The organism is Vibrio navarrensis (genome assembly GCF_000764325.1).
GTDB classification, from domain to species: Bacteria; Pseudomonadota; Gammaproteobacteria; order Enterobacterales; family Vibrionaceae; genus Vibrio; species Vibrio navarrensis.
Window position 1 is genome coordinate 2,113,774 of record NZ_JMCG01000001.1, and the last position, 22,105, is coordinate 2,135,878.

The following is a 22,105-nucleotide window of genomic DNA, read 5'->3' on the forward strand; positions in this document are numbered from 1 at the left end:
AGTAGCAATCGGAATGGTAAAGTGTGCTGGGCAGACTAGACTTGCGTTTTCTTTTTTCCAGTTCTCTATTGCCATGCCGTGTGAATTTTTCCAGCAGAAGCGCTGCACTTCCTGCACTTACATCGAGATGCCTTATCTGGCACAAATCGAAATGAAAGACGTCCATTTGCGCCAGCTCTTTCCTCAGGTGTCCACTTCGGCGTGGCTTGCGCCTGTGCAAAGCCAGCCCACCCAATGCCGCAACAAAGCGAAAATGGTCGTTTTGGGCGCTGCACATCAGCCGATTTTGGGCATCGAGAGCGTGCAAGATGGTTCGCCAGTGTCTCTCACCACTTGTCCACTTTATCAGGACGTGATGCGCGAGCTGCTGAGCTATTTGCAGAACTGGATCCGCATCGCGGGTATTCCGCCTTACAACAAAGTGAAGAAAAAAGGCGAACTGAAGTTTATTTTGCTCACGCAAAGCCAAAAACGTGGCGAGTTTATGTTGCGTTTTGTGCTGCGTAGCGAAAATGCACTGCAACGCATTCGTGACAATTTGCCCCGTTTACAGCAAGATTTTCCAGCGATTCGCGTGATTACCGCCAACATCCAACCGGTACACATGGCGCGGCTAGAGGGAGAGCAAGAGATTTTCCTCTCAGACGCGCAATATCTGTTGGAGGAGTTTAACGGCGTGCCGATGGTGATTAAGCCCAAAAGTTTTTTTCAAACCAACCCCGATGTCGCGGCAAAACTGTATGCGACGGCGCGAGACTGGGTCGCAGAGATCCAACCGCAAACCATGTGGGATCTGTTTTGTGGCGTAGGCGGTTTTGCCCTGCACTGCGCGCAGCATGCGCAAGCGGTCGTGGGTATTGAAATAGAAGAAGAGGCGATCAACAGCGCCAAGCTGTCCGCCAGCCAGCTAGGTATTGAGAACTTGAGCTTTGCTGCATTAGATTCTGGCGAATACTCGCGCTCGCAAACACAATCACCGGATCTGATCTTGGTCAACCCGCCGAGGCGCGGGCTTGGCAAAGCACTGACTGATCAGTTGGAATGCTTGGCAGCTAAGCACCTCATTTATTCGAGTTGTAACCCGAATACTCTGCAAGCGGATTTGGCAAACTTGACTAGCTATCAGGTGGTTCGCGCCCAATGGTTTGATATGTTCCCTCATACCGATCACGCTGAAGTGATGATGTTACTTAAGCGCAGCGACTGAGTAGGTGCAAGCGCAGCGGTCGCCTCTGTTTTTATTCCTCAATAGAGTTGTAAAGGAACGGTTTGTTATAACAGCTTGGTATTATCACTCTTTTTAATGGCAAAACTATAATTAAGAGCGAAAGTGAGGAAGAGGAGAGAGCCATGAAAGTTGTTGTTGAGTTCCTGGAATCAGGACGCTTTAGAGATAACTTTTGGGACGGAGAATTCAGAGTAGAGAGAGGCGAACACCGTGCAGTTAGCCCTTCTCTCGCGGCTCAGTTGATCCACAACAGACAAGCATCCTTGTATCGATTTGACGATTCGGACCATGCTGCCGACATCAACCCGGCGGATGGAGCGCCGATGAAATAGGGAATATAAGCCAATCTGTGAGCGACCGATTCAGGTCGCTTTTCTTTTGCTAGACAATAAAAAATGGGCACTTTCGTGCCCAGCAAAAAGTATCCTAAAGAGATTATTGGCTCGCTTTCTCGTTGGCCACTTTCATCTCGTTGAGATCATTGTGATAACCATAACCGAAGACCAGACCGTGTTGATTAACATCCAGCGTCACCGTGGTAGCGGACTCGCTATAAAAAGCGTCTATCACCTCTTGAGGCAGTTCTTCGCCGCTCATTTGCATGCCGAGATCAATCAGCTCTAACAAGCGAGGTGAATCCATGAAAAATTTCACTAAGCCATTGGCATTGAGTGCTTGCGGCATAATCTCACCACTGGCTGAGGTTGCTTTTTCACCGGAATAAAGCGTGAAGTGCTTGTCGTTAAGACGTGCAAACAGCGGATTCTCTAACCCTGTTTGATCTTGCAGCAGTTCACTGAGGTCCACAGGTTGATCGTTGGCAGGAATGTCAACGCCTGCAAGCTCAGGGATGAACATTTGCGCGCTTTGTACCAGCATCTTCGGATCGCTGGCCGACATACTGAGAATGAAATCCAGTTTATCGAGCGTCGGGCCATATTCACCTTCAAAGTTTGGCTTGAGGTCGTACAGACTAAAGCTTACCCCTTTTAGACCATTGACCATGCCCGACGCCATGCTCATCATCGCTGCTGGATTTTGTGTACCGAGCCCGTTTTGGAATTTACTCAGTAGTTCACAAGAGTATGTTGGTGTGCGTAGATCTTGCCAGATTTCTCCCACAGCAGGAGCCAGTTTCGCCATTTCCAGACCAAAACCTAAACTGAAGATGCTGGCATCGTCCGCTTTGAGGCTCGGCAAGAAACCACGAATGGTGTTCAATGCATTCAAAATGGTCTTGTTGTTGCTTTCGACGATCACGTCGCCATTTAGGACTGCTTTACCTTCTTGGTACTTAAACTGACCCGTCGCGACGGTACGTGGCCAGTTGCTGCCGATCGTGGCGAGCTCTTGCTGACATGCAGGCGTTTGTAGCAAGGAAAACACTTCTTCATCTTGAGGCTGTTTGATGACATTCAGTTGCTTAGCGATGCGATTGCCCTCTTTCGTGGTCAACCCTTTGATCAACGCTTGATGATCAAAGTACGCGTAGCTGTTGTTCTCTTTGCCATATTTGGCCTGAAGCGCACTGAGTATATCCGTGTCAGCTAAGGAGCGCGTTGGTTTCTCTTGACCTAGTGCCATTTTCAGCGGGCTTTCGTTGCCCAACTCGGGACTATCTAGCGTAATGGTCAGCACCTTGCCTTCAGTGGCGATAATCAAATCGAGACCGATGCCAAACTCTTGTTTGTCAGCAACGGTATATCGACGAAAATCGACGTTCCCCAATTTTTCTGCTTTGTGTGTCGCGCCTGTTTCCTGCTCTTTTTGGTCGATGGTGTGCCAAAATGCCGTCGGATCTTGCAGCGTAAGCTTGTAAACAGGGATTAAACCTATGGTGTAAAACAAGGGGTTAATTTTCTCTGCTGTACCAAGGTACTTTCTGAGCGCTTCAGGGGAAGAGGCGCTTTGCGCATAACCATCAAATAAAGCAATGAGAAAATGTTGCTCTGGGGTGAGGTCGCCATCAAACTCATCGGCCAGTTGCTGTTGACCGAAGCTCGCTGATTTTAGATAAGCATAGTGGTCAAACGCTTCGGTTTGCACCGCAACAATGGCTGACTCTGCTGGAATTAAAGAGAGCAAATCATTGGTTTCTTGGGTCAGAACGCCGCTTTGGTAAACATAAGCGCCAATCGCTGCAGCCGATACCGCTGAAGCAAGTAATAGTTTTTTCACAGCCAACTCCGTTGATTATAGAGGCTTCTTCCACTGATGTTGTGTGATTCGAAAAGAAGAAGACAAAGTAGTAAAAAGTGCACGCCATGCCGCATGTTATGCGACAAAATCAAGCCGCACTATGCTAAATAATGACGCCTGTATCATATAGAAATAGCTTTCTTTATCAATCAGTTATTTATAAAGATTTGTTATGTGTTTCAATTTTACAGCGAATTTTATTGGGTACGAAATGAGGTAAAAGTGAAGCGCAGAGAGCGCAGTGAACACAACAAAAAAGGGCTGGAGTGACCCAGCCCTTGAGCAATATGCTTTGACGGCAAGATTAACGGCCGTAAGTGGTTTCGATGTAGCGCTCAAATTGATCGCACATATCGGCATCACTTAACTCGTTGCTCGCCAGAACCTTCGCGCCATCGACCACAGTGATGCGGGCATTGAGAGACGCTGGCTGCGGACGCGTGCGCTCACCCAGCGCCGCAATTTTCTTCAGCTCCCGTTGCCACGCTTGTTCACTGGAAAGGTTGCATACATCGGCGAGGTACTTGGCGTTAAACCCTTCGCCAGTGAGGCTTTTGATCGATTCCGAGTGAGAAACACTGTTGCCTGCATGCCAGTAATGTTTTGCCAGCAAGGGACCGATCTCTGGGTTGTCAGTCAAGTAACCAAACTTCTCGGTGAAGTAAGCGCGAGTTTGATACACCGCCATGTGCGCTAACAGATAACCTTGGTAAGCGCAGGATGCTTCATCCGACAGCAGATGTGGGATCGCCATCAGCGGCCTTGGGCTGCACGCCAGCCCTAAAATCTTCTGTTCGGTATCGCGCGCCAACTGAGTGACCACTTCTGGCGTCAGTTGGGTTTCCTCCAGTTCATACAAGGCGCGTTCAAAGTACGGCACAACCAAGATGCTGCGTTCCTCGTAGGCTTTAAATGGCTGACGGCTGTTGATCATCGCTTGAATCACTTCATCCGGTACCGGATTGCCATTGGCATCGAGCGCGTACAATTTTAGCCAATCGGCATCGTTGAGTAAGCTGTCGCAGAACATGGATTGCGTTTCTGCATACGCCATTGAGGTTGGCGCGAACTCTTGCGAGAAACATGGCGCGTTCATCTTCACGTTGGCAAAATGTGCGGCATGGCCGCCCTCATGGAATAAGGTGTTAATGCCATCGTAACCACTGCCGACTTGATCCGGTTTGGCGTTCGAAGTGAAGTTGACCTTAGCCGCAATCCATTCGCCTTGATCGTAAAATGACGGGATTGGCCCGTGACAGAAACCATTCGGGTATTTGCCTTTGCGATCCAACAAATCGAGAGTTAACTCGGCCGCGGAGTAGTCGATGTTCAATCGGCCAAACGATTCGACCCAGCGGCGCAGCGATTTAGAAAAAGGCACGTACGGATCGAGATCGCGCATCGCATCGCCTGCAAATGAGAAGATGAAGTTGTGCCCATGCAGAGCCGAAGCTCCTTTTTCTTGCGCCAGTTGCTGCAAGCTATTTTGCTGCGATTGGCGAGTACGTTGTTCGAAATCATCCAAAATGGCGAACAGCGCTTGTGTGGTCATGTGCTCGGTTTTAACCACCGAATAGTCAAAGAAATTTCGGTAGCCCATCGAACGCGCAAAAGCGTTACGTTTTTTGACCAGCTCTAAGAAACCGTTTTGCAGCAGCCACTGTTCGAGATTGAGCAGGGCTTGGTGGGCCGATTGACGCACCGCTTCCTGATCGCTATTGCGAATCGTTGCGCCAAGTACCGGCAGGCTGCCTTCGACTTCTTGACCCTGCTCGTTGGTGTAGGTCATGACGTGGTTCTGTTTTTTCTCAAACAGCTCTGCTTCGAAACGGATCAGCTCGGCTTTTTGCTCGCGGGCGGTGTCGGCTTCAATCGCATGCGATTCAAACATGTTCAGCCAGCCTTGTAGCCCCTGTTTGGTCGCACTTTTTTCTTGTTGGTCAGTGATCTGCTCAGCCGCTTGAAGTTGTTGTTTGATCTCAGCGATCTTGTCGGCTTGGGCTAAAAAGTTGGTCCATTGTGTCTGTGCTTGGGTTGAGCCTTGGTGATCATCGCTGATGCCCATGTAGGTTTCCCAGAAGAAATCTTCTTTGCGGCGATGAATGGTCAGATATTGGTGATTGAGCTGATTTAGGTAGGAAGTCGCAGTCATTTTTGTCCTTGAAAATGGTTGCTTTGAAGAAGCGCCATTATGACATGGCGCGCGAATCGGCCCTAAAGTGCCACAAGTTTCATTTTGTCGCAGTTTGTAAACTGTAATGTACCCTTAGTTTACAGCGGGTCTTTGGGGATCTGTTTAGCAATCAGCTTGGCGAGTAAATCGATCGCCGCTTGCCAATTTTTATCTTGATTAAAGGTCGCGACACAAAAACGAACACAGTGCCGATATTGCTGCTGGGTGCCGAACACCGTGCCGGGCAGTAAGCTGATGCCCTGCTGTTTGCATTGTTGATAAAGCTGATAGCTGTCAAACCCTTGCGGTAGGATCAACCACAGCAAAAAGGAACCTTGCGCTGGATGAAGAGTAAACCTGCCCAGCATGCTGGGATACTGGTTTAACGCCTTGATAAGCATCTGGCAGAACAGTTTGCTGTTGTGCTGATAGATCCGCCGCATGCGTGCGGTGTGCGAGCGATAACGGCCAGAGGTAAGAAAGCTCGCCACGGCGGTTTGCATCAGATTCAGGCTGCCCATGTTATCGCACAGCAGATGTTTTTCAATCGCTTGGCGATAGCGCCCAGACAATACCCAGCCAATGCGTAAACGTGAGTCCAAAGTTTTCGACAGCGAGTTGACGTAAATCACCCGATCTTGGCTATCCAGTGACTTGAGCGTTGGCAGCGGCGCTTCGAAGCTCAGCGCACCGAACACATCGTCTTCAATAATGGGTATGTCGGCTGAAATCGTCAGCAATTGCTGCCTTTTCTCCAGCGTCATGGTTGCGCCAGTCGGATTAGCGAAATTGGGCGTGACTAAAATCACCTTGATCGGCCATTGGCTCAGTGCCAGAGTGAGCGCATCGATCCCCATCCCGCTTCTCGGGCAACTGGGGATTTCAAGCACTTTGAGACCTAGTGATTCCAGCAGCAGCAAGGTGCCAAAATAACAAGGCGATTCCACGGCGACGATATCGCCGGGCTGGGTGGTGGCACGCAGTGCGAGACTGATGGCTTGCTGTGCGCCATGGGTGACAATTAAATCATCGACGGAGGCGGGCACGCCCAGATCCGCCGTCAATTTTGCCAGTTGTTTAATCAGCAGTTTATCGCCTGGCGGTAATTGGTAGTGGCTGGGGAAGTGGTTTTGCATCCGGCTATGGCGGCCGATTTCGGCGTAGAGGCTTTTGATCGCGGGCGCTTCGATATTAGGGTGCGCGGAGCCTGTCGGTAGCCGCTCCCGCTGTTCGGGATAGCTGAGGATCTCGCGGCACACCGAAAGCAGATCCACGTCGGCAGGAGCGCAGCATGTTTGTGTGCGCTCATTTTGTCGCTCTTTAACGCGAAATCCGGAGCGATGTTGCGCATAGACCAGCCCTTGTGCTTCCAGCTCCTGATAGGCGCGGATCACGGTATTCTTACTCACACCAAGCGTTTGTTGCAGCTCGCGTATCGACGGAAGCCGGTCTTCTGCTTGATACTGCCCGGTGGCGATTCGCTGCTTAAGATGCTGCTCGACCTGCAAGTATTTATTTTCATTCATACTGCTTTGAGAAACTGTACCCATAAAAACGGCCTTGTCTGTCTCTTATCTCTTTATCTGTACCCGACTAAAGTAACCCAAAATAGTAAAACAAGACGAGAGAAAGTAACCATGTTGCTGAGATTGATCCCATTTATGTTTGTGGTGTTGTGGGCCTCTGGCTTTGTTGGCGCGAGATTGGGCTTGCAGTACGCAGAGCCGGCAACGCTACTGTCGATTCGTATGGCGGCCAACGTCGTACTGTTTTTGCTGCTGGTTGTACTGCTTCGGCGCAGAATGCCTACCGGAGCGGGGCTTTGGCACTCTTGTGTGGTTGGCATCTTGATCCACGGTTTTTATCTTGGTGGCACCTATCTGGCGATTTCACTGGGGATGCCAGCCGGGTTGAGTTCGCTTTTGGTGGGCATTCAGCCGATTTTGACGGCGGTAATATTGCTGTTAACCCTGCAAGAGCGCTTTCGCAGCTCTCAATGGTTGGGGTTAGTACTCGGCTTTATTGCTATCAGTTTGGTGTTGTCGGGCAAAATGGACTGGCAATCGGAGCAATATAAATGGCAAGCGGTGACGCTGTGTTTGATGTCATTGGTGGGTATTACTCTTGGCACCTTATACCAAAAGCGCTTTTGCCATGGGGTGGATATGATTGGCGGTGCGACGGTGCAGTATATGGCGGCGATGCTGCTATTTTTGCCTTACGCGCTGCAGTTTGAAACGATGCAGGTACAGTGGACTGGCGAGTTTATTTTCGCTCTCATTTGGCTAGTGGTGGTGCTCTCTTGCGTGGCGATTTTGCTTTTACTTTATATGGTGAAAAATGGCGCGGCGTCGAGTGTGGCGTCGGTATTTTACCTTGTGCCACCGATGACGGCGTTGCAAGCGTGGCTGATGTTCGGTGAATCGTTTGATATCAATGGCGTAGCTGGTTTTGTTTTGGCCGCCGTAGCGGTGTTCTTGGTGGTGCGCAAGCCTAAAATAGCGCCGTTAGACAAAACCGTCCCCGTGGCTGCCTCTACCGTGAAATCGTGACGGCAAACTGAGGCGTTATTGACTTAGCGAATACCGCTGATAGACGTTGCTGGGATCTTAAACTATTTTTTAGGTAGATTTCGGCAAGAAAACAGGTGGAATATGGGCGTCTTACATCGCGGCTTTGGTCTCTTAGGATTTGTGCTCACGGCGCTGCTTTCCGCGTCTGCGGTTGCTGAGGTCACCTCGCTTGAGGATCTTGCTTTCTATTCAGAAGTCTAACCGCCGGCGAACTTCATTAAAGATGATGCTCCTGCTGGCTACTCGGTCGATATTCTTATTGAAGCGGCAAAATTACAAGGTGTACAAATCACCCCTCAGAAGATAGTCATTCAGCCTTGGGCTCGTTCGTATCGAGCGACCTTGACCAACAATGATGCGGTGCTGTTTTCTACCACGCGCACTGAGCATCGTGAAGATCTGTTTAAATGGGTCGGACCGATTAGCGATATTAAAGCGGTGGTGTTGGCGCGAGTCGATTCCGGTATTGTCATCAAAGAGCCGATTGATATGGCGAAATACCGTATTGGCGTGATTCGTGACGATGTCGGGGAGCAGATGTTGCTTGAGCTGGGCGTACCGCGTGAAGCGATGCAAGAAGCCAATTACGTCACCCAATTAGCCGAGCAATTGATGAAAAAATGCATTGATCTGCTCGCCTACGATGAAAACGCCGCGCTTTGGTGGACCAGTCAGGCTGGGCTCGATCCGAAAATGTTTAAGGTGGTTTACATCCTCAAAGAGGGCGAACTCTACTTTGCTTTCAACAAGCACGTGCCTCAGAAGGTGGTTGAGCAATTACAGATGGGCATCGATCGACTGAAAAGCGAGAAAAATGGCGAGGGTATTTCTTTGCATCAAGCGATTATGAATCGCTACCGCTAAGCGTCTTCCCCATGCAAGTAGCCTGCATGGGGAAGACCGTCCGATTAGTTGCCCCAAATCGCGCTGACAAACTCCGGATGATCGATAAATGGATTGCGGTTGCCTTGGAACTCAAACACTGCTTGATTGCGATCTCGTTCCTTTTGACTCACCGGATCCGCGCTATGCCAACTTTTGAGCATATTCAGCATCCAAGGTTCAAACACGGTGCTGTTAGTGCCGTCAAGAATCGCATCAGAGTTACTGGTATTGCCTTCCCAATTGGCGATGGCATTTTCGTAGCGAGTTGCCATGTAGAAGTAAGCGCGGGCAAAATCCCCTTTGAACTCGTCAATTGGCTCAAATACGGTGCCGTTGTAGCCTAACGTCGCTGAAGCCGTGCCCAGTTTCGACCCATTGCCGGATACATAACTGGCGCTACCTACTTCACCAAATGGCCAGTTGCTGCGCTTAGCATTCACGTAACCATCGGTAGCAAAAATGTGGTGGCCATCGGAGTTCATCGGTTCAATGGTGCCGCCAAACCAGCTTTTCGGGAAAGAATGTTCACGGTTGTAGCAATCGCCTTCTTTGCTGTACTGGCCGCACTGGTCCGTCACTTTAGTAAACTGAGCACCGTCAGCACTCGCAGGTTTTTCCGAGTACATATCAAGGATGGAACCGTCCTGCTCATAGTAGAGATCCAAATCGGCGACTTTCGCTAGGTTCCAAATTGCGTTGTAGCCTTGGCTGTTGTGATTGGCGATGATGTTGTACAGCGCGGTTTTGAGCGCAAAGCCAGTCTTGCTCTCGGCGGCTTTGTAATATTCGCCAAGCACCGGTGGCTCAGTAGGATCGGTTGGATCCGTTGGCGTACTGTTGCCTAACGTAAAGGTGGTTGCTTGACTTTTGCCAAACTCAGCGCCAGAGGCAAGCGTGCTGCCGTTGGCGACCAGGCTGTAAGAGCCGTTCCCCACGCTGCAGCAGATGCCGTCTCCGTAGGTATCGTTGATTTCAAACGTATATTCGCCATCGGCGAGACACATTTCTATCGTATTGCTGGAAGAATTGTCATAGCCAGAACCAGAGAACAAGCTGCTGCCTGATTTGTCTTTAAGCAACCAACTGGTTTCGCTGGCGTATTGGTCGGTGATTAAGGTCAGAGTCGCGGTAGTATTGGCGCAACTGGTTGGTTCTGTCGGAGTGGTGGTAGTCTCTGTCGGCTGAAAATTGTCGATATAAACGGTTTCAGAGCCGTCAAAACCAGTCATGTCATAAAAACGCAGACCGACAGCAATCTCTTTGGTGGCGGTCGCGGTGTAAGCAAAGGTGAGATCTTGCCATTGGTTCACGAGGCCGTTATTGGAATAGCCCTGATAACCATCGACAATTAAACGCGCTTTCACTTTGCCTTCAGTGTGATAAAGCGACACGGAAAACTGGTAAGTTTTACCCTGTTCCACCTGCACAAGCTGAGTGAAATCGGTCTCCGATTGGGTTCCGGTGTTGACCGCGATGGCCGCAGCGAGTTTTCCGCTTTTAAACACTGAACTGCTTTGGCTCAGCGCAATACCGGAATCAATGGTTGTCCATCCGTTTGGTGTGTTGTTGGTCCAACTTTCAAAGTCACCATTGGTGACTTGTGCGTACGCTGCGCTAGTAGAGAGCAGAGTCAGTGCACTTAGAGTCATTATTCTATTTAGCATATAACCTTCTGTTTAATGATATAAAAATCAATTAAGGATAAAGTTTCATCGCAACAGGAAAGTTAACAAAGGTCGCAATTTTGCATTACAAAACCATTACTTTCATGAATATGTTTGAATTTTGTCACGAAACAAACAGGAAACCGATTTCGTTAATCAAGGGGTGGTGAAAGGTTAGCCAAATATAAAAAAGGGATGCTGATAACAGCATCCCAAACTAGCAGGGTGAGACACCCAGCTTATGTCGCTGAGCTGGCGTTACTCAGCACATTTGGACGCCATTACTTTGAGTGGCGTACCTTGTTGGTCAAATTGCAAACTCCAGACGTAGCGGCCTTCCGCCATAATGGTCACCGCGGTATCTTTACCATAGCCGCCTTTAATCAATGGGTTATCTTGGCCTAATTTCAGACTCAGCCCTTTGGCGGTGAACTGAGGAGCCCAGGTTTTAGCGGCATACTGCATACGGTAGCTGCCCGGTTTTTCGTTGGTCACCACTTGGTAAACGCCGTCGCCTTTGTACTCAAACTGGCGATGATCTTGGTGCTGCCAAGCCGAATCGCTGAAATCACCAACCACGTAGAGTTTTTTGCGGATAGGTCCACTCTCATCGAGCGTTGGGTTGTCGCACTGCGCCATGAAGCCTTCACCGATGCCACTGGCCATCGCCGCTTTGGCAACTTTAGGGCCAGCTGCCGAAGGTTGATTGATCTTGAGGAAGCGTGCTTCAAGTGGGTTTAGCGAGACCAGATATTGCCCGTCGATCAGCTTGATCTCTTCACCTGTCAAGAGATCGGTCAAGCTGCCCGTTGATCCCACTTTTTCATCGCTCAGTTGCAAATATTGCAGCCCTTTGCCGAGATTCGCCACGTAGAGAATCGATTCGTCAGCCGTGCTTTTATGATCCGCGTAGACTTTGTTGTCAGCCAGAACATTGACTCGCTTGCCTTTGGCAAGGGCCGGATGGTTGCTACGCAGCGTCATTAATTTTTGCACGTACTGTTTGAGGTCTTGCTCGTTGGCATTCAACGTCGCCGTTACGCCTTCCACTTTGCCACTGGAGCGAGCAACGTGATCGTCACACAAACCTTTAACCGCGCAATCTTGTTCCACTTTCGCGGCGAAATTATCGACCTGATCGCCAATCTCATCGCCGTAGTAGAGGGTGATTGGCCCAGTGTAAGCCGCTTGGAACGCGAAGACCGCTTTGTGGCGCAGCCAGTATTCAGCATCTTGTGGCTCGGCGATGTTGCCGCGCTGCAAGAGATCGCCAAAGCGGACTAAGTCATGGTTACCGATCATCAGGTTCGGCTGAGCATGGCTTGGATACAGCGCATGTAGGTCCATACCTTCTGCCAGCCATTCGCCCGACTTACCGCCTACGCCCGCCTCATTGACCGCGAAGGTTTCGACTAGGCGATAGCGTACCGGGAAGTCAAAAGCGGAGCAGAGCGCAGGATTTTCTGCGCTGCCATAACCGGTTTCCGTGATGCGGTTTTCACCCGCCCAAATCTCGGCCACCATGTAGCCCAGTGGGTTGACGTTTTCCCCTTTGCTATTGGTATAAGTGACACTTTTTGAGGCGTCATCTACGGCTTTGCGGATCTCTACCCAAGCCTCTGTCGGCACTTGGTACGCTTGGTCTAGGCGCCAACCGTCAATCTTGAGTTCCTTAACCCAAAATTGCGCCACTTCCTGATAGAACGCGAGACTTTCAGGGTAATCTACTGGGTTGTTGCCTCCAGCCGGAAGCTTGCCTGTCGGTGAGGCGACCACGTTGCCTTTGTGGTGACCAAACACGCCATCAAAGAAGACGTATAAGCCGCGTGCGTGGGCTTCTTCGACCAATCGGCGTGCGTCGTCCATGGTGCCAAAACGTGGGTCTATTTCAAAATAGTTGGTGGCAAAATAACCGGTAGCGTCAAGGCGATCTGCCCAGTGATCTTGCCCCGCCTTCGGTACAGAGTTAAAGATTGGCGTGAGCCAAATGCCGTTCATCCCTAACGATTGGATGTAATCAAGCGAGTCAATGATGCCCTGAATATCGCCCATATGATGGCTGGTGCCGTAGCCAGTGCCATGGCCAATTTGCTCGTTGCCGTTGACAAAGCTCTCCACCATGACTTGGTAGATACGCAGGTCGTCCGCTTTATCCGTCGCGGCGACATCACATTGGTAGGCGTTGGTGCTGGGGTAGGCGTTGGTGCTGGGCTGTTTCTCGACATTGGAGGATGAGTTACACCCGGCCAGCAGGGCGGTGGCAACCGCCAATGAAAGTGTGGTGAGTACCTGTTTCACGTTAATTTCCTTATTAGAGTTTTGTGCAAATTATTGATGAATAATTCATCAATAAAATCAGCCTTTTTACTCAGTTAGCAGGGAGGAGGAGGGAGGATGAGAGATCGTAATCACAGCCACTTAGCGATTTATCCCTACCGAGATTGTGGCGGATCACAGATTGTTGAGTAAAAAGTAAAAACGCCATCGAAAGTAGATGGCGTTTTTGTGAGGGTGAGCAAATTTGTTTTGTCAGGCTGTCAGATGACTGGATTGGCGTTAGTGAACAGCAACGGCGCTAAATGCCAAAATAGGATGTAATGGGCCCAAATTCAGTTTGCGCATGGATGATTTCCTCATGAACGGCACGCAGAGAAGAGATCAAGCCGAGAGTTATACTGCTCGGTTTGAACATCCATCAGTCCAAGCAATGAATGAAAAATGTTGTCGTGCGAGTAGGTGTCGGTCTGTTGAGCTGCGGCTCTGAGGCAGCTTTCGTTCACATTTTTGGCTTTTTTAAAACCTGAAGACATCCAGAGCATCAGTGGCACTTTAGTTTGGTACTCTGGCGCTAAGCCATAGGGCATTCCGTGCAGGAATAGCCCATTTTCCCCAAGCGACTCACCGTGATCCGAAACATAAATCAGCGCGGTATTAAATTGCTCTTCAAGGCGTTGCAATTTCTCAATCGTCTGAGCAATCACATAATCGGAATAGCGTATGGTGTTGTCATAGCTGTTGGTGATCTGCTCTACGCTGCAGTTTTCAATATCGGCACGTGGGCAATCTGGCATAAACACGGCGTGTTCTTTGGGGTAGCGCTGGAAGTAGGTTGGACCGTGGCTACCGATAAGGTGCAGCGCAATCATGCGGTTGCCTTGCATGCCGGCGACTTCTTGATCAAAGTTTTCCAGCAGTGCCATATCAAAGCAGGTACTGCCATTACACATGGCATCTTTGCGCGAACGATCGACCGTCACGGAAGGAATGTTCCGTGCAACGCCTTTGTCGCCGCCATCGTTTTCTTTCCACAACAGAGAAATGCCAGCACGGTTTAAAATATCCAGTACATTGTCTTGATTATCCGCCACTGAACGTTCGAAATTTGCACGAGTTAGGTTCGAAAACAAGCAAGGAACAGAGACGGCTGTTGCGGTGCCGCAAGAACTGACATCTTGGAATGAGATGACATCAAACTGGCTGGTATAAGGATTGGTCGCGCGCTCATAACCATTCAACTGGTAGTTTTGCGAGCGAGCCGTCTCACCCATCACAAACACCAGCAACGTTGGTTTGCTTTGCGCCAGAGCAAGCGCTTGGGCCGACTGTTTCGCATCTAGTCCCAGTTGTTGATACGGCTGTGGCGTGGTGAAATAAGTATCACGTATGTACTGAGTCGCGCTGTAGACGTACTGTGTCGGGATGATCATTTTCTTCAGGTAGCTGTTATTGCGACCGACCGAGGCGTAATCCTGATAGTAGAGCCCAGCGATAACGGCAATCACCGCCAAAGAGGCCAGAATGCCGATCAATTTGTGCAGCACCATTTTTGGCAAGGAGCCATCAAGCGATAGCTTTATGCGACACACCCACAGGGCTGGCAAAATGCCCATAAATAGGCTCCAGAGAAGCGAGTAACTACTGAGATAAGAACCCGCTTCGCTGCTGTCTGTCTCGAAGATATTGGCAATCATGCTGTAATCAAACAAGGTGCCGTAGTTGTACCCTGCGTAGCTCACCATGCTCGATACAATCAGCAACAGGACAAAAAGCGGCTTACTCAGCCAAGGCCAACTCAATAGGTTGAAGATCAGATTGAGCGCCGACAGAAAGAACAATGGAATGGAAATGGCAAAGCCAATTTTAACCGTGTCCAGCTTAGTGAAAATAGATAATAACTCTTTATAAACCGGTAGGTTAACCACCAGTGTAAAATAGAGCGCCATCAAAAAAGTGAAGGAGAGATAGGAGAATTCGCCTTTTGTGGCGGTTTTAATTCTGTTCAACATCATGCCAGTAATACCGAAGACCAAACAAACAGTGTCAGAGCCAGCGCAACAAAAACCGCCGCCGAGCCGATGTCTTTGGCTCGTCCACTTAGTTCATGATGCTCGCTGCCAATACGGTCAACCACTGCCTCTACAGCAGAGTTCAGCAGTTCAACAATCACCACCAGCAGGAGACTGGAAATCAGCAAAATGCGTTCGATATGAGTCACTGGTAAGAGAAACGCCACGATAGAAAGGAGTGTGGTGAGAATCATCTCTTGCCGAAATGCGGCTTCATGCAGCCAAGCGGCTTTAAGCCCTTGTATGGAGTAACCGGTTGCATCAACGATACGGCGAATGCCTGTTTTTCCTGGTTTCAAAACAATGTTCCTGCTTTGTTGTGTTTGATTAGAATGGCGCTGCTTTCTTAAGATTGGCTTAGCAATCGGCGTGCTCTTGGATGAGCAGGCAATAATTACAAATGGGCGTCTCAAGACGCCGCGCTTAGAGATGCTGCCAAGTTGGAAACCCAGAGCCGGAAAGTCCGACATTAATGACGTGATAGGGAGATGGCTGTTAACACTGTCATCAATAGCGGAACGAAAATGTACAGTGTTTTATATTTTGAGTCCGTCAGACTCTGTAATGAAATGTAAGACGTAAGCGATGTGGTGATAATTAGTGCAATTTATTTTGCGTGACCGCGTTGTGGCGTACGTGCAAGGAAAAGCAAGCACCGCCTAAAGGGCTGTGAGCGATGTCGACACCGCCGCGATGGACGGTGGCAATCTGTTTGACAATCGCTAACCCAAGGCCATAACCGCTGGTCGACTTGTTACGTGATTTGTCCACGCTGTAAAAGGCATCAAATAAGTAGGGCCAGTCTTTTTCGCTGATGCCTGGGCCATCATCGTGAACTTCGACCGTCAGTTGATCTTCGTCTGTGAAGATGGTCAAGACGATGCGTGATTTGGCGTAGCGCATGGCGTTACGAACCAAGTTATCCAGTGCTCGTTTGACAAGGTGGGGATCGATGTGTAGCGACGAAAGGGGTGTTTGTAGCTCGATGTCTACCGAATGAGACGTTTCGCTCTGCCATCTTTGCTGCAAAGTGGTAAACCAAGATGAAAGAATAATGGATTGAGTTTGAATATTAGCCTGAGGGCGCTCCATTTTGGCGTAGTAGAGCATTTCTTCTACCATGTGTTCCATTTCATCAATATCTTCCACCATGCTCGATACGGATTTGCGTTGGGTTTGACTGAGTTCAGAATCCGCCAAGAGATCGGCTTGCCATTGCAAACGGAAGATGGGGGTGCGAAGCTCATGGGCCACCGCGTTGGTCAGCATGCGATTGCTGGTGATCAAATTGGCAATTTTATCGGCCATGATATTAAAGCTTTTGTTGAGGCTTCCGACCGAATAACGGCTGGTGATTTTGGCGCGTACCGAAAGGTCGCCGGAGGCAAAAGCTAAGGTGACTCGTTCCAACTCGCGCACGCGGCGGCTCAAAAACCAGATCAGTAACACGCAGTAGATTGCAAACCCCAGCATAAAGAAAACCCAAATGAGGTTATCCGCAAAATCAATGGCTTGCCTAAGTGGGGAGTGAATATCCTCGGTCAGATGATAGACCATGGAGGTGTCGTCAAAACGTAGCCACAGGCTGCGATCTTGATCAAAGTAGACTTGCAAGGCGCTATCGGCAAAGGCGTTGTCCACTTCCGCGGGCAGTGCCATCGGGTCAAACAACGTCAGCACGGTGCGTGTTGATGCTGCGTATTGACGGATCTGTTGCGTTACGTACAAATCGCCTTTTTCTGCGAAGGCGGGTTCGAGCAACTGATGAAACGCCTCTGCCTGATACTGTTCGAGGATCTGGTCGTAGTCCGTATTCCACTGATAAACCACGGTTTCATAGCCCCACAGTGTGGCAAAAAACAGAATAACTAAGCCACAGAATGCTTCGAGGTAGATGCGTTTCATCTTGAGTCGTTACTCCCACACATCTGGCATAAACATATAGCCTTTACCTCGTACGGTGAGGATCTTTCTCGCTGGAGTGGTGTCGTCGAGCTTCTTACGCAGAGTGACAATACGGTTATCTATGGTGCGATCGACGCCGTCGTACTCGATACCGCGTAAGGTTTTGGTCAGCCATTCACGGGAGAGCACTTGCTCTGCAGAGCTGGCTAATAGCCAAAGTAAGTCAAATTCACCGTCGGTGAGACTGACAACACGCCCGGCTATCTGACACTCTTTGCGGATTCGGTTAAGTTTGAGTACGCCAAATTGGCAGTGGTTGCTCTCTTCATGGACCGTAACATCTGGGCGGCGGAGCAGCATTCTGATCCGTGCCAATAATACGCGCGGTTTAATCGGTTTATTGACATAATCATCGGCGCCCATTTCCAGTGCCGCGACGTGGTCAAAATCGTCATCACTGGCGGTAAGCATGAGAATTTTGCCAAAGTAACTATCACGAATTTGTCGACAGACGCTTAAGCCATCTTGGCCTGGCAGCATAAGATCAAGCAAAACGATGCACGGTTTTTCTTGCAAAATCAGCGATGGGGCATCCAAGCCATTATCGGTCGTGATCACGGTAAATCCTTGTGACTGAAAATAGTCACCCAACATTTGTTGTAACTTGATGTCGTCTTCAACAATGATCAACTTAGGGTTTTCTGCCATGGTCTATTTCTATGCTTTGTATTTGTTATGATTTGTGGTCTTCGCCTCTCAGGGCGATGTGAAATTACACCTTTCACCGCGTTGTTTCAAATGGTTCGGTTTATTTAGTGGTCAGTCCTGAACTGTGTATCAATAATGAAAAAGTGTGGTTGAATCTGTGAAAAGCATAGCAAAAAGCCATGCAACGGCATGGCTTTGGTCAGTTTTATCAATGTGATAAGCGAAGTGTTTGCGCTGAGATCCGCGCTTAATAGGCAACAGAAATACGTTGCTTGGCGTGTTTCGCTGTCTCCAGCTCATCCAGCATGGCGCTGGCGAAGTCCGCAACAGAAATCTTGCTGTGGCCTTGTACATCGGTGAGCAATTGGTCGCCGCCGACTCGGAACTGGCCCACTTTTTCGCCCGGGAAAATTTCGGCCGCTGGGCTAACAAAAGTCCAATTGAGCGGTGAGTCACTGTTGCGAAACACTTGCAATGCTTGCGACTGGGCTAATGCTTCATCTTTATACTCCGCTGGAAAATCGGGTACAGTGACCAGTTGAACGCCAGGGGCAACTTCCAGTGACCCTGCGCCGCCGACCCACAGTAGGCGTTTTACGCCAGCGTTTGGCAGTTGCTCCAGCAGTTTTGCTGCCGAGCGTTCAACCATATCGTGATTGCCTGCCGCGCGACCGCCGATGGAGGCGATAACGGTGTCTACCCCTTGTAGTGCTTGCGCGAAATCTTGCTCTGCGAGCACATCCAACTGGCGCACTTCAACGTCTTGGCGTTCGATGGCGCTTGGATTGCGCACCAATGCGATGACTTGATGGCCACGAGTTACTGCTTCTTCTACGATTTGGCTACCAATCCAGCCAGATGCACCTAATACCGCTACTTTCATTTCAATCTCCTGTGATTTATCCCGTCTTTCTCGACAACCATTGCAGTCTACTGGCTAATGATTTGGTGATAAATGCTGGCTGTTGATATAGATTGTATCGGTAAATAGATCTAATAGGTGGCGTATGGATAAGTTGGAAGCGATAAAGAGCTTTATTGAAGTGGCGAACTGTCGCAGTTTTACCCAAGCGGCGGAAGCGCTCAATCTTAGCCGATTACAGGTGTCGCGGCATATTCAAGAGATGGAAGCGTGGTTGCAGCAGCGCCTTTTGCACCGCACAACCAGAAAAGTCAGCCTGACCGACGCGGGCGAACAGGCTTATGTGCGCTGCCAACGTATTCTCGATGAAGCGGCGGCGTTGCAAGTGGAAGCGTTGAGCCGAGCTCAAGCATTGAGCGGTTTGATCCGTGTGTCAGCGCCAATTGGCTTTTCTCAGCATCTATTGATTGATGCGGTGTGTGCGTTCACCCAGCTTCATCCGCAAGTGACGGTAGACATTCTCGCCTCGGATAAGTTTTCCCAGTTGGTGGACGAACGCGTCGATGTGGCGCTGCGCTATACCAACCAGCCTGACGAGAGTTTAATTGCGAGAAAACTGATGGCGATCGATACGGTGATTTGCGCCTCGGAGGAATATTTACAACGCCACTCGCCGATAGAACAGCCTCAAGATCTGCGCCAACACAACTGTTTGGTGCACCTGAGTTCGGTGCTGTGGCGTTTTGTTGCGGATAACCAAGTGACGGAAGTGAAAGTGAAAGGCAGCATTCGCGCCAACGATATGGGCACTTTGCTTGGCGCGGCGAAGGCAGGGCATGGGATTGTTCGCTTGCCCTGTGATTTGGCTAATCCGTTACTGCAACAGGGGGAGTTGCAGGTGGTGCTGCGAGATTATCATGTGCCCGGTTCATCGCTGTGGGCGGTTTACCTGTCTCGCAGTTATCAGACACCCGTGGTCAGGCAGTTTATTGATTTTATCGCTCAGCGCTGGGGAGAAGATGCGCAACGATGGCAAGTGCCAAGTGAGTGCCAAAGACACGGCGAAGAGTGCAGAAATGGCGGGCATTAAAAAAGGCGCGATGAGCGCCTTTACGTGTGTGCGGTTTACTCGCTGGTCAAAACCAGGCTGTTATCGCTACCAAAACCGTTGGCGACATAACCATCGGCTTGAGGATCGTTTTCCCATTTTTCTTCATTAAACAGATAGCGGAATTCGATTTTCTGTTCCTTGGGCAGACGAGTTTTGAACTTAAATTGGCCGCTTTTCTTCACCAACGTCATTGGTTCAGGTTGCCAATTATTGAAATCCCCGGCCACCTGCGCGCTTTCCCAGTGTTCCTGTTCGACTTCAAAAGTCACCTCGACTTCATCTTTTGTCTTGAAAAAGCGTTTCTTTAACATAGCAATATCCTTTTATCTCACAACAACCGCACACCAAAAAAGGTGCTTCAAAAGTAACCTGGGTATAAGTATTACTACTGTTTCATAGGCATTGCAAGTGACTGGCAGCGCCATGGTGCTGATGTCGGGCTTTTCCTCTGTGACGTTACACGATTCTGCACAAGTGGCATCTTTAATATAAGCAACTATGCTCATACAGTTTGGCTAGATCATGCCGACGACGTTTCTGAAGATAATAGGGAGAACCCTCATGAGTGATCGTTGCAAAAATTCAATCAAATATGGACCAGAACAACAGCCTTGGGAAACCTTGGTACCGCCGGAAGCGCAAGGATTGATCTCCGCGCCCAGTGCCGATCCGATTGACGTCTATCGTCGGCTCAATTATGCCTTTGCGCAGCAGGAAGCTGCCGTTGATGAACGCATGATGGAGATCCCGCCCACCGGGCAAACTGAGCTGCAACGCCAAACGGCTTTTGAGCAAGTTTATCGCTACGCCGCCACTCAACGAGCCAATTTCATTGGCTATCAGGCAGAGGAAAAGATTCAATATCAACAGAATATCGCGCCGTTTCTCGATGTCAGTTTGAACAATGTCGGAGACCCATTTGTCGATGGGAATTACACGGTCAACAGCAAATTTGTTGAACGTATGGTGCTCGACTATTTTGCTTCGCTGTGGAACGCCAATTGGCCTTCGCAAGGGCCTTATTTGCGCAGTGATGGCTCAGTTGAGCCCGGCAATCCAGAAAGTTACTGGGGCTATGTGCTCACCATGGGCAGCACAGAAGGAAACTTGTACGCCATGCTCAACGCACGCGATTATCTCTCCGGGCAAAAATTGTTAGATGATGAGATCACCGGAGAGGATGCCCAAGGCAATACCGTCAAATATTCGCAGCTTTATGCCCATTATCCCGAGGCAGAGGATGACAAGCCCAATGCCTACACGCCCGTGGCGTTTTTCTCCGAAGATACCCACTATTCGATAGTCAAAGCGATGTCAGTGGAGAAAATCGAGACGTTCGGTGAGCTTGGTAATCGTCTTTATCCCGATGAAAATCCGCTTGCGCTGGGCGAACCTTGGCCTTCGGAAGTGCCTTCGCAAGGCCCATCTGCGGGATTGCCAGTCGGCTCGGGGGCCATTGATGTTGATAAGCTGGTGGCGTATGTTGATTTCTTCGCCAGTAAAGGCTACCCGCCTATTGTGGTGCTCAACTATGGCACGACGTTTAAAGGCGCTTACGACAACATTGACGAGGCGACTGCAAGGCTTAAAGAAGTATTGAAAAAGTATGGCTTGTATGAGCGTCAAGTACCGATAGATCCTGACGATCCGAGCAAAACCGAGTGGCGCAGCGGCTATTGGATTCATGTTGATGGCGCTCTAGGAGCCAGCTATATGCCGTTTGTAAAAATGGCGGCCCGCATGCCGGAATATGAGGCATTTTTTGAAAACAACCATTGCTCAACTGGGCCCGATTTTGATTTTCGTAACGAGATGGTGCACTCAATCGTTACCAGCGGGCATAAGTGGCCGGGCGCACCTTGGCCGACCGGCGTTTACATGACCAAGCATAAATTCATGGTAACGCCTCCGGATAATCCAACGTACATTGGCTCGCCCGATACCACGTTTGCTGGTTCGCGTAGTGGTATCTCCCCTTTGATCCTCTGGGAGTACTTTGCGCGTAACGACTATCGTAAGCAGATCGAACTGGCGATGAGAGGACAGCGCATGGCGGAATATGCTTATCAAAAATTGTCCGACGTGGCGAAATACTGGGCAAGTAAGAACGCTGATTTACCGACTGACCTCTGGCTGCAACGTACGCCGCTCTCTTTGTCGCTGATTTTCTGTCAGCCCAATGATGACATTATCTTTAAGTACTCGTTGGCAAAAGAGGAGATCCGCGATCCGAACGATCCAACACAAACCCGTAAGTACGTGCATATGTTTACCATGTGGGATGTTAATGAAGAGCTGATCGATAAACTTTGCGGTGATCTGATGTCAGACAATGCTTTCTCGCCATGCGATTTTGTGCCGCTGAAAAACGTTTGTCACACGCGCAAACTGCCGCGTAATAAAGGACGACTGGTGAAAATGCCCATCAAAGGGCGTTCATTCCGCTAAGCT

Annotated in this window: 16 protein-coding genes and 1 pseudogene; 6 read left to right on the top strand and 11 right to left on the bottom strand. The window is 49.6% G+C overall.

Annotated features, from left to right (window positions below):
• Positions 1–73: 73 nt before the first annotated feature.
• Together rlmC and EA26_RS09390 are read left to right on the top strand one after the other, a co-directional pair.
• Positions 74–1,207: a 23S rRNA (uracil(747)-C(5))-methyltransferase RlmC gene (rlmC, locus tag EA26_RS09385; protein WP_039428939.1), complete on the top strand. Its 1,134-nt coding sequence runs from the start codon at positions 74–76 to the stop codon at positions 1,205–1,207.
• 143 nt (positions 1,208–1,350) lie between these two features.
• Positions 1,351–1,560 (top strand): hypothetical protein, encoded by a 210-nt coding sequence (locus EA26_RS09390; protein WP_039427058.1) that lies wholly within the window; start codon positions 1,351–1,353, stop codon positions 1,558–1,560.
• A gap of 103 nt (positions 1,561–1,663) precedes the next feature.
• Here EA26_RS09390 and EA26_RS09395 read toward each other — a convergent pair whose 3' ends face one another.
• The 3 genes from EA26_RS09395 to EA26_RS09405 form a co-directional block, all read right to left on the bottom strand.
• Positions 1,664–3,406, bottom strand: a complete 1,743-nt coding sequence (locus EA26_RS09395; RefSeq protein ID WP_039427060.1) for a hypothetical protein — start codon at positions 3,404–3,406, stop codon at positions 1,664–1,666.
• Positions 3,407–3,731: 325 nt separating this feature from the next.
• The gene (locus EA26_RS09400; RefSeq protein WP_039427061.1) at positions 3,732–5,579 is read right to left on the bottom strand and encodes a M3 family metallopeptidase; all 1,848 of its coding nucleotides are present in this window, start codon (positions 5,577–5,579) and stop codon (positions 3,732–3,734) included.
• A gap of 119 nt (positions 5,580–5,698) precedes the next feature.
• On the bottom strand, positions 5,699–7,150 hold the full coding sequence (locus EA26_RS09405; protein ID WP_039427062.1) for an aminotransferase-like domain-containing protein: 1,452 nt from the start codon (positions 7,148–7,150) through the stop codon (positions 5,699–5,701).
• An 87-nt stretch (positions 7,151–7,237) separates the two neighbouring features.
• Here EA26_RS09405 and EA26_RS09410 point away from each other — a divergent pair, with 87 nt between their 5' ends.
• Positions 7,238–8,152, top strand: coding sequence for a DMT family transporter (locus EA26_RS09410; RefSeq protein WP_039427063.1), 915 nt, complete (start codon positions 7,238–7,240; stop codon positions 8,150–8,152).
• A gap of 102 nt (positions 8,153–8,254) precedes the next feature.
• Positions 8,255–9,037, top strand: a pseudogene (locus EA26_RS09415) (substrate-binding periplasmic protein).
• Positions 9,038–9,081: 44 nt separating this feature from the next.
• Here the strand turns inward: EA26_RS09415 and EA26_RS09420 are convergent.
• From EA26_RS09420 to EA26_RS09450, 7 genes are all read right to left on the bottom strand, one after another.
• Positions 9,082–10,722, bottom strand: a complete 1,641-nt coding sequence (locus tag EA26_RS09420) for an endonuclease (protein ID WP_039427064.1) — start codon at positions 10,720–10,722, stop codon at positions 9,082–9,084.
• A 258-nt stretch (positions 10,723–10,980) separates the two neighbouring features.
• On the bottom strand, positions 10,981–13,020 hold the full coding sequence (locus EA26_RS09425) for an alpha-amylase family glycosyl hydrolase (protein WP_039427065.1): 2,040 nt from the start codon (positions 13,018–13,020) through the stop codon (positions 10,981–10,983).
• Positions 13,021–13,355: 335 nt separating this feature from the next.
• Positions 13,356–15,011, bottom strand: a complete 1,656-nt coding sequence (locus tag EA26_RS09430) for a phosphoethanolamine transferase (protein ID WP_404976603.1) — start codon at positions 15,009–15,011, stop codon at positions 13,356–13,358.
• Entirely contained in the window at positions 15,008–15,367 is a 360-nt protein-coding gene (locus tag EA26_RS09435; RefSeq protein WP_039427066.1) for a diacylglycerol kinase, read from the bottom strand. The genes EA26_RS09430 and EA26_RS09435 overlap by 4 nt, the downstream gene beginning before the upstream one ends.
• A 298-nt stretch (positions 15,368–15,665) precedes the next feature.
• Positions 15,666–16,973 carry an ATP-binding protein gene (locus EA26_RS09440; protein WP_052079143.1) on the bottom strand — a complete coding sequence of 436 codons (1,308 nt, stop codon included), beginning with the start codon at positions 16,971–16,973 and terminating at the stop codon, positions 15,666–15,668.
• Positions 16,974–16,982: 9 nt separating this feature from the next.
• Complete coding sequence (locus EA26_RS09445) at positions 16,983–17,681, bottom strand: response regulator (protein WP_039427068.1); 699 nt, start codon at positions 17,679–17,681, stop codon at positions 16,983–16,985.
• 247 nt (positions 17,682–17,928) lie between these two features.
• Complete coding sequence (locus EA26_RS09450) at positions 17,929–18,564, bottom strand: NAD(P)-dependent oxidoreductase (RefSeq protein ID WP_039427070.1); 636 nt, start codon at positions 18,562–18,564, stop codon at positions 17,929–17,931.
• A gap of 124 nt (positions 18,565–18,688) precedes the next feature.
• Between EA26_RS09450 and EA26_RS09455 the strand changes: the two genes are divergently transcribed.
• Positions 18,689–19,633, top strand: coding sequence for a LysR family transcriptional regulator (locus EA26_RS09455; RefSeq protein ID WP_052079693.1), 945 nt, complete (start codon positions 18,689–18,691; stop codon positions 19,631–19,633).
• Positions 19,634–19,668: 35 nt separating this feature from the next.
• Here EA26_RS09455 and EA26_RS09460 read toward each other — a convergent pair whose 3' ends face one another.
• Positions 19,669–19,965: an isoamylase early set domain-containing protein gene (locus EA26_RS09460; protein ID WP_039427071.1), complete on the bottom strand. Its 297-nt coding sequence runs from the start codon at positions 19,963–19,965 to the stop codon at positions 19,669–19,671.
• Between the two features lie 250 nt (positions 19,966–20,215).
• Between EA26_RS09460 and EA26_RS09465 the strand changes: the two genes are divergently transcribed.
• Positions 20,216–22,102: a PLP-dependent aminotransferase family protein gene (locus EA26_RS09465; protein ID WP_039427072.1), complete on the top strand. Its 1,887-nt coding sequence runs from the start codon at positions 20,216–20,218 to the stop codon at positions 22,100–22,102.
• The last annotated feature ends 3 nt before the right edge of the window (positions 22,103–22,105 follow it).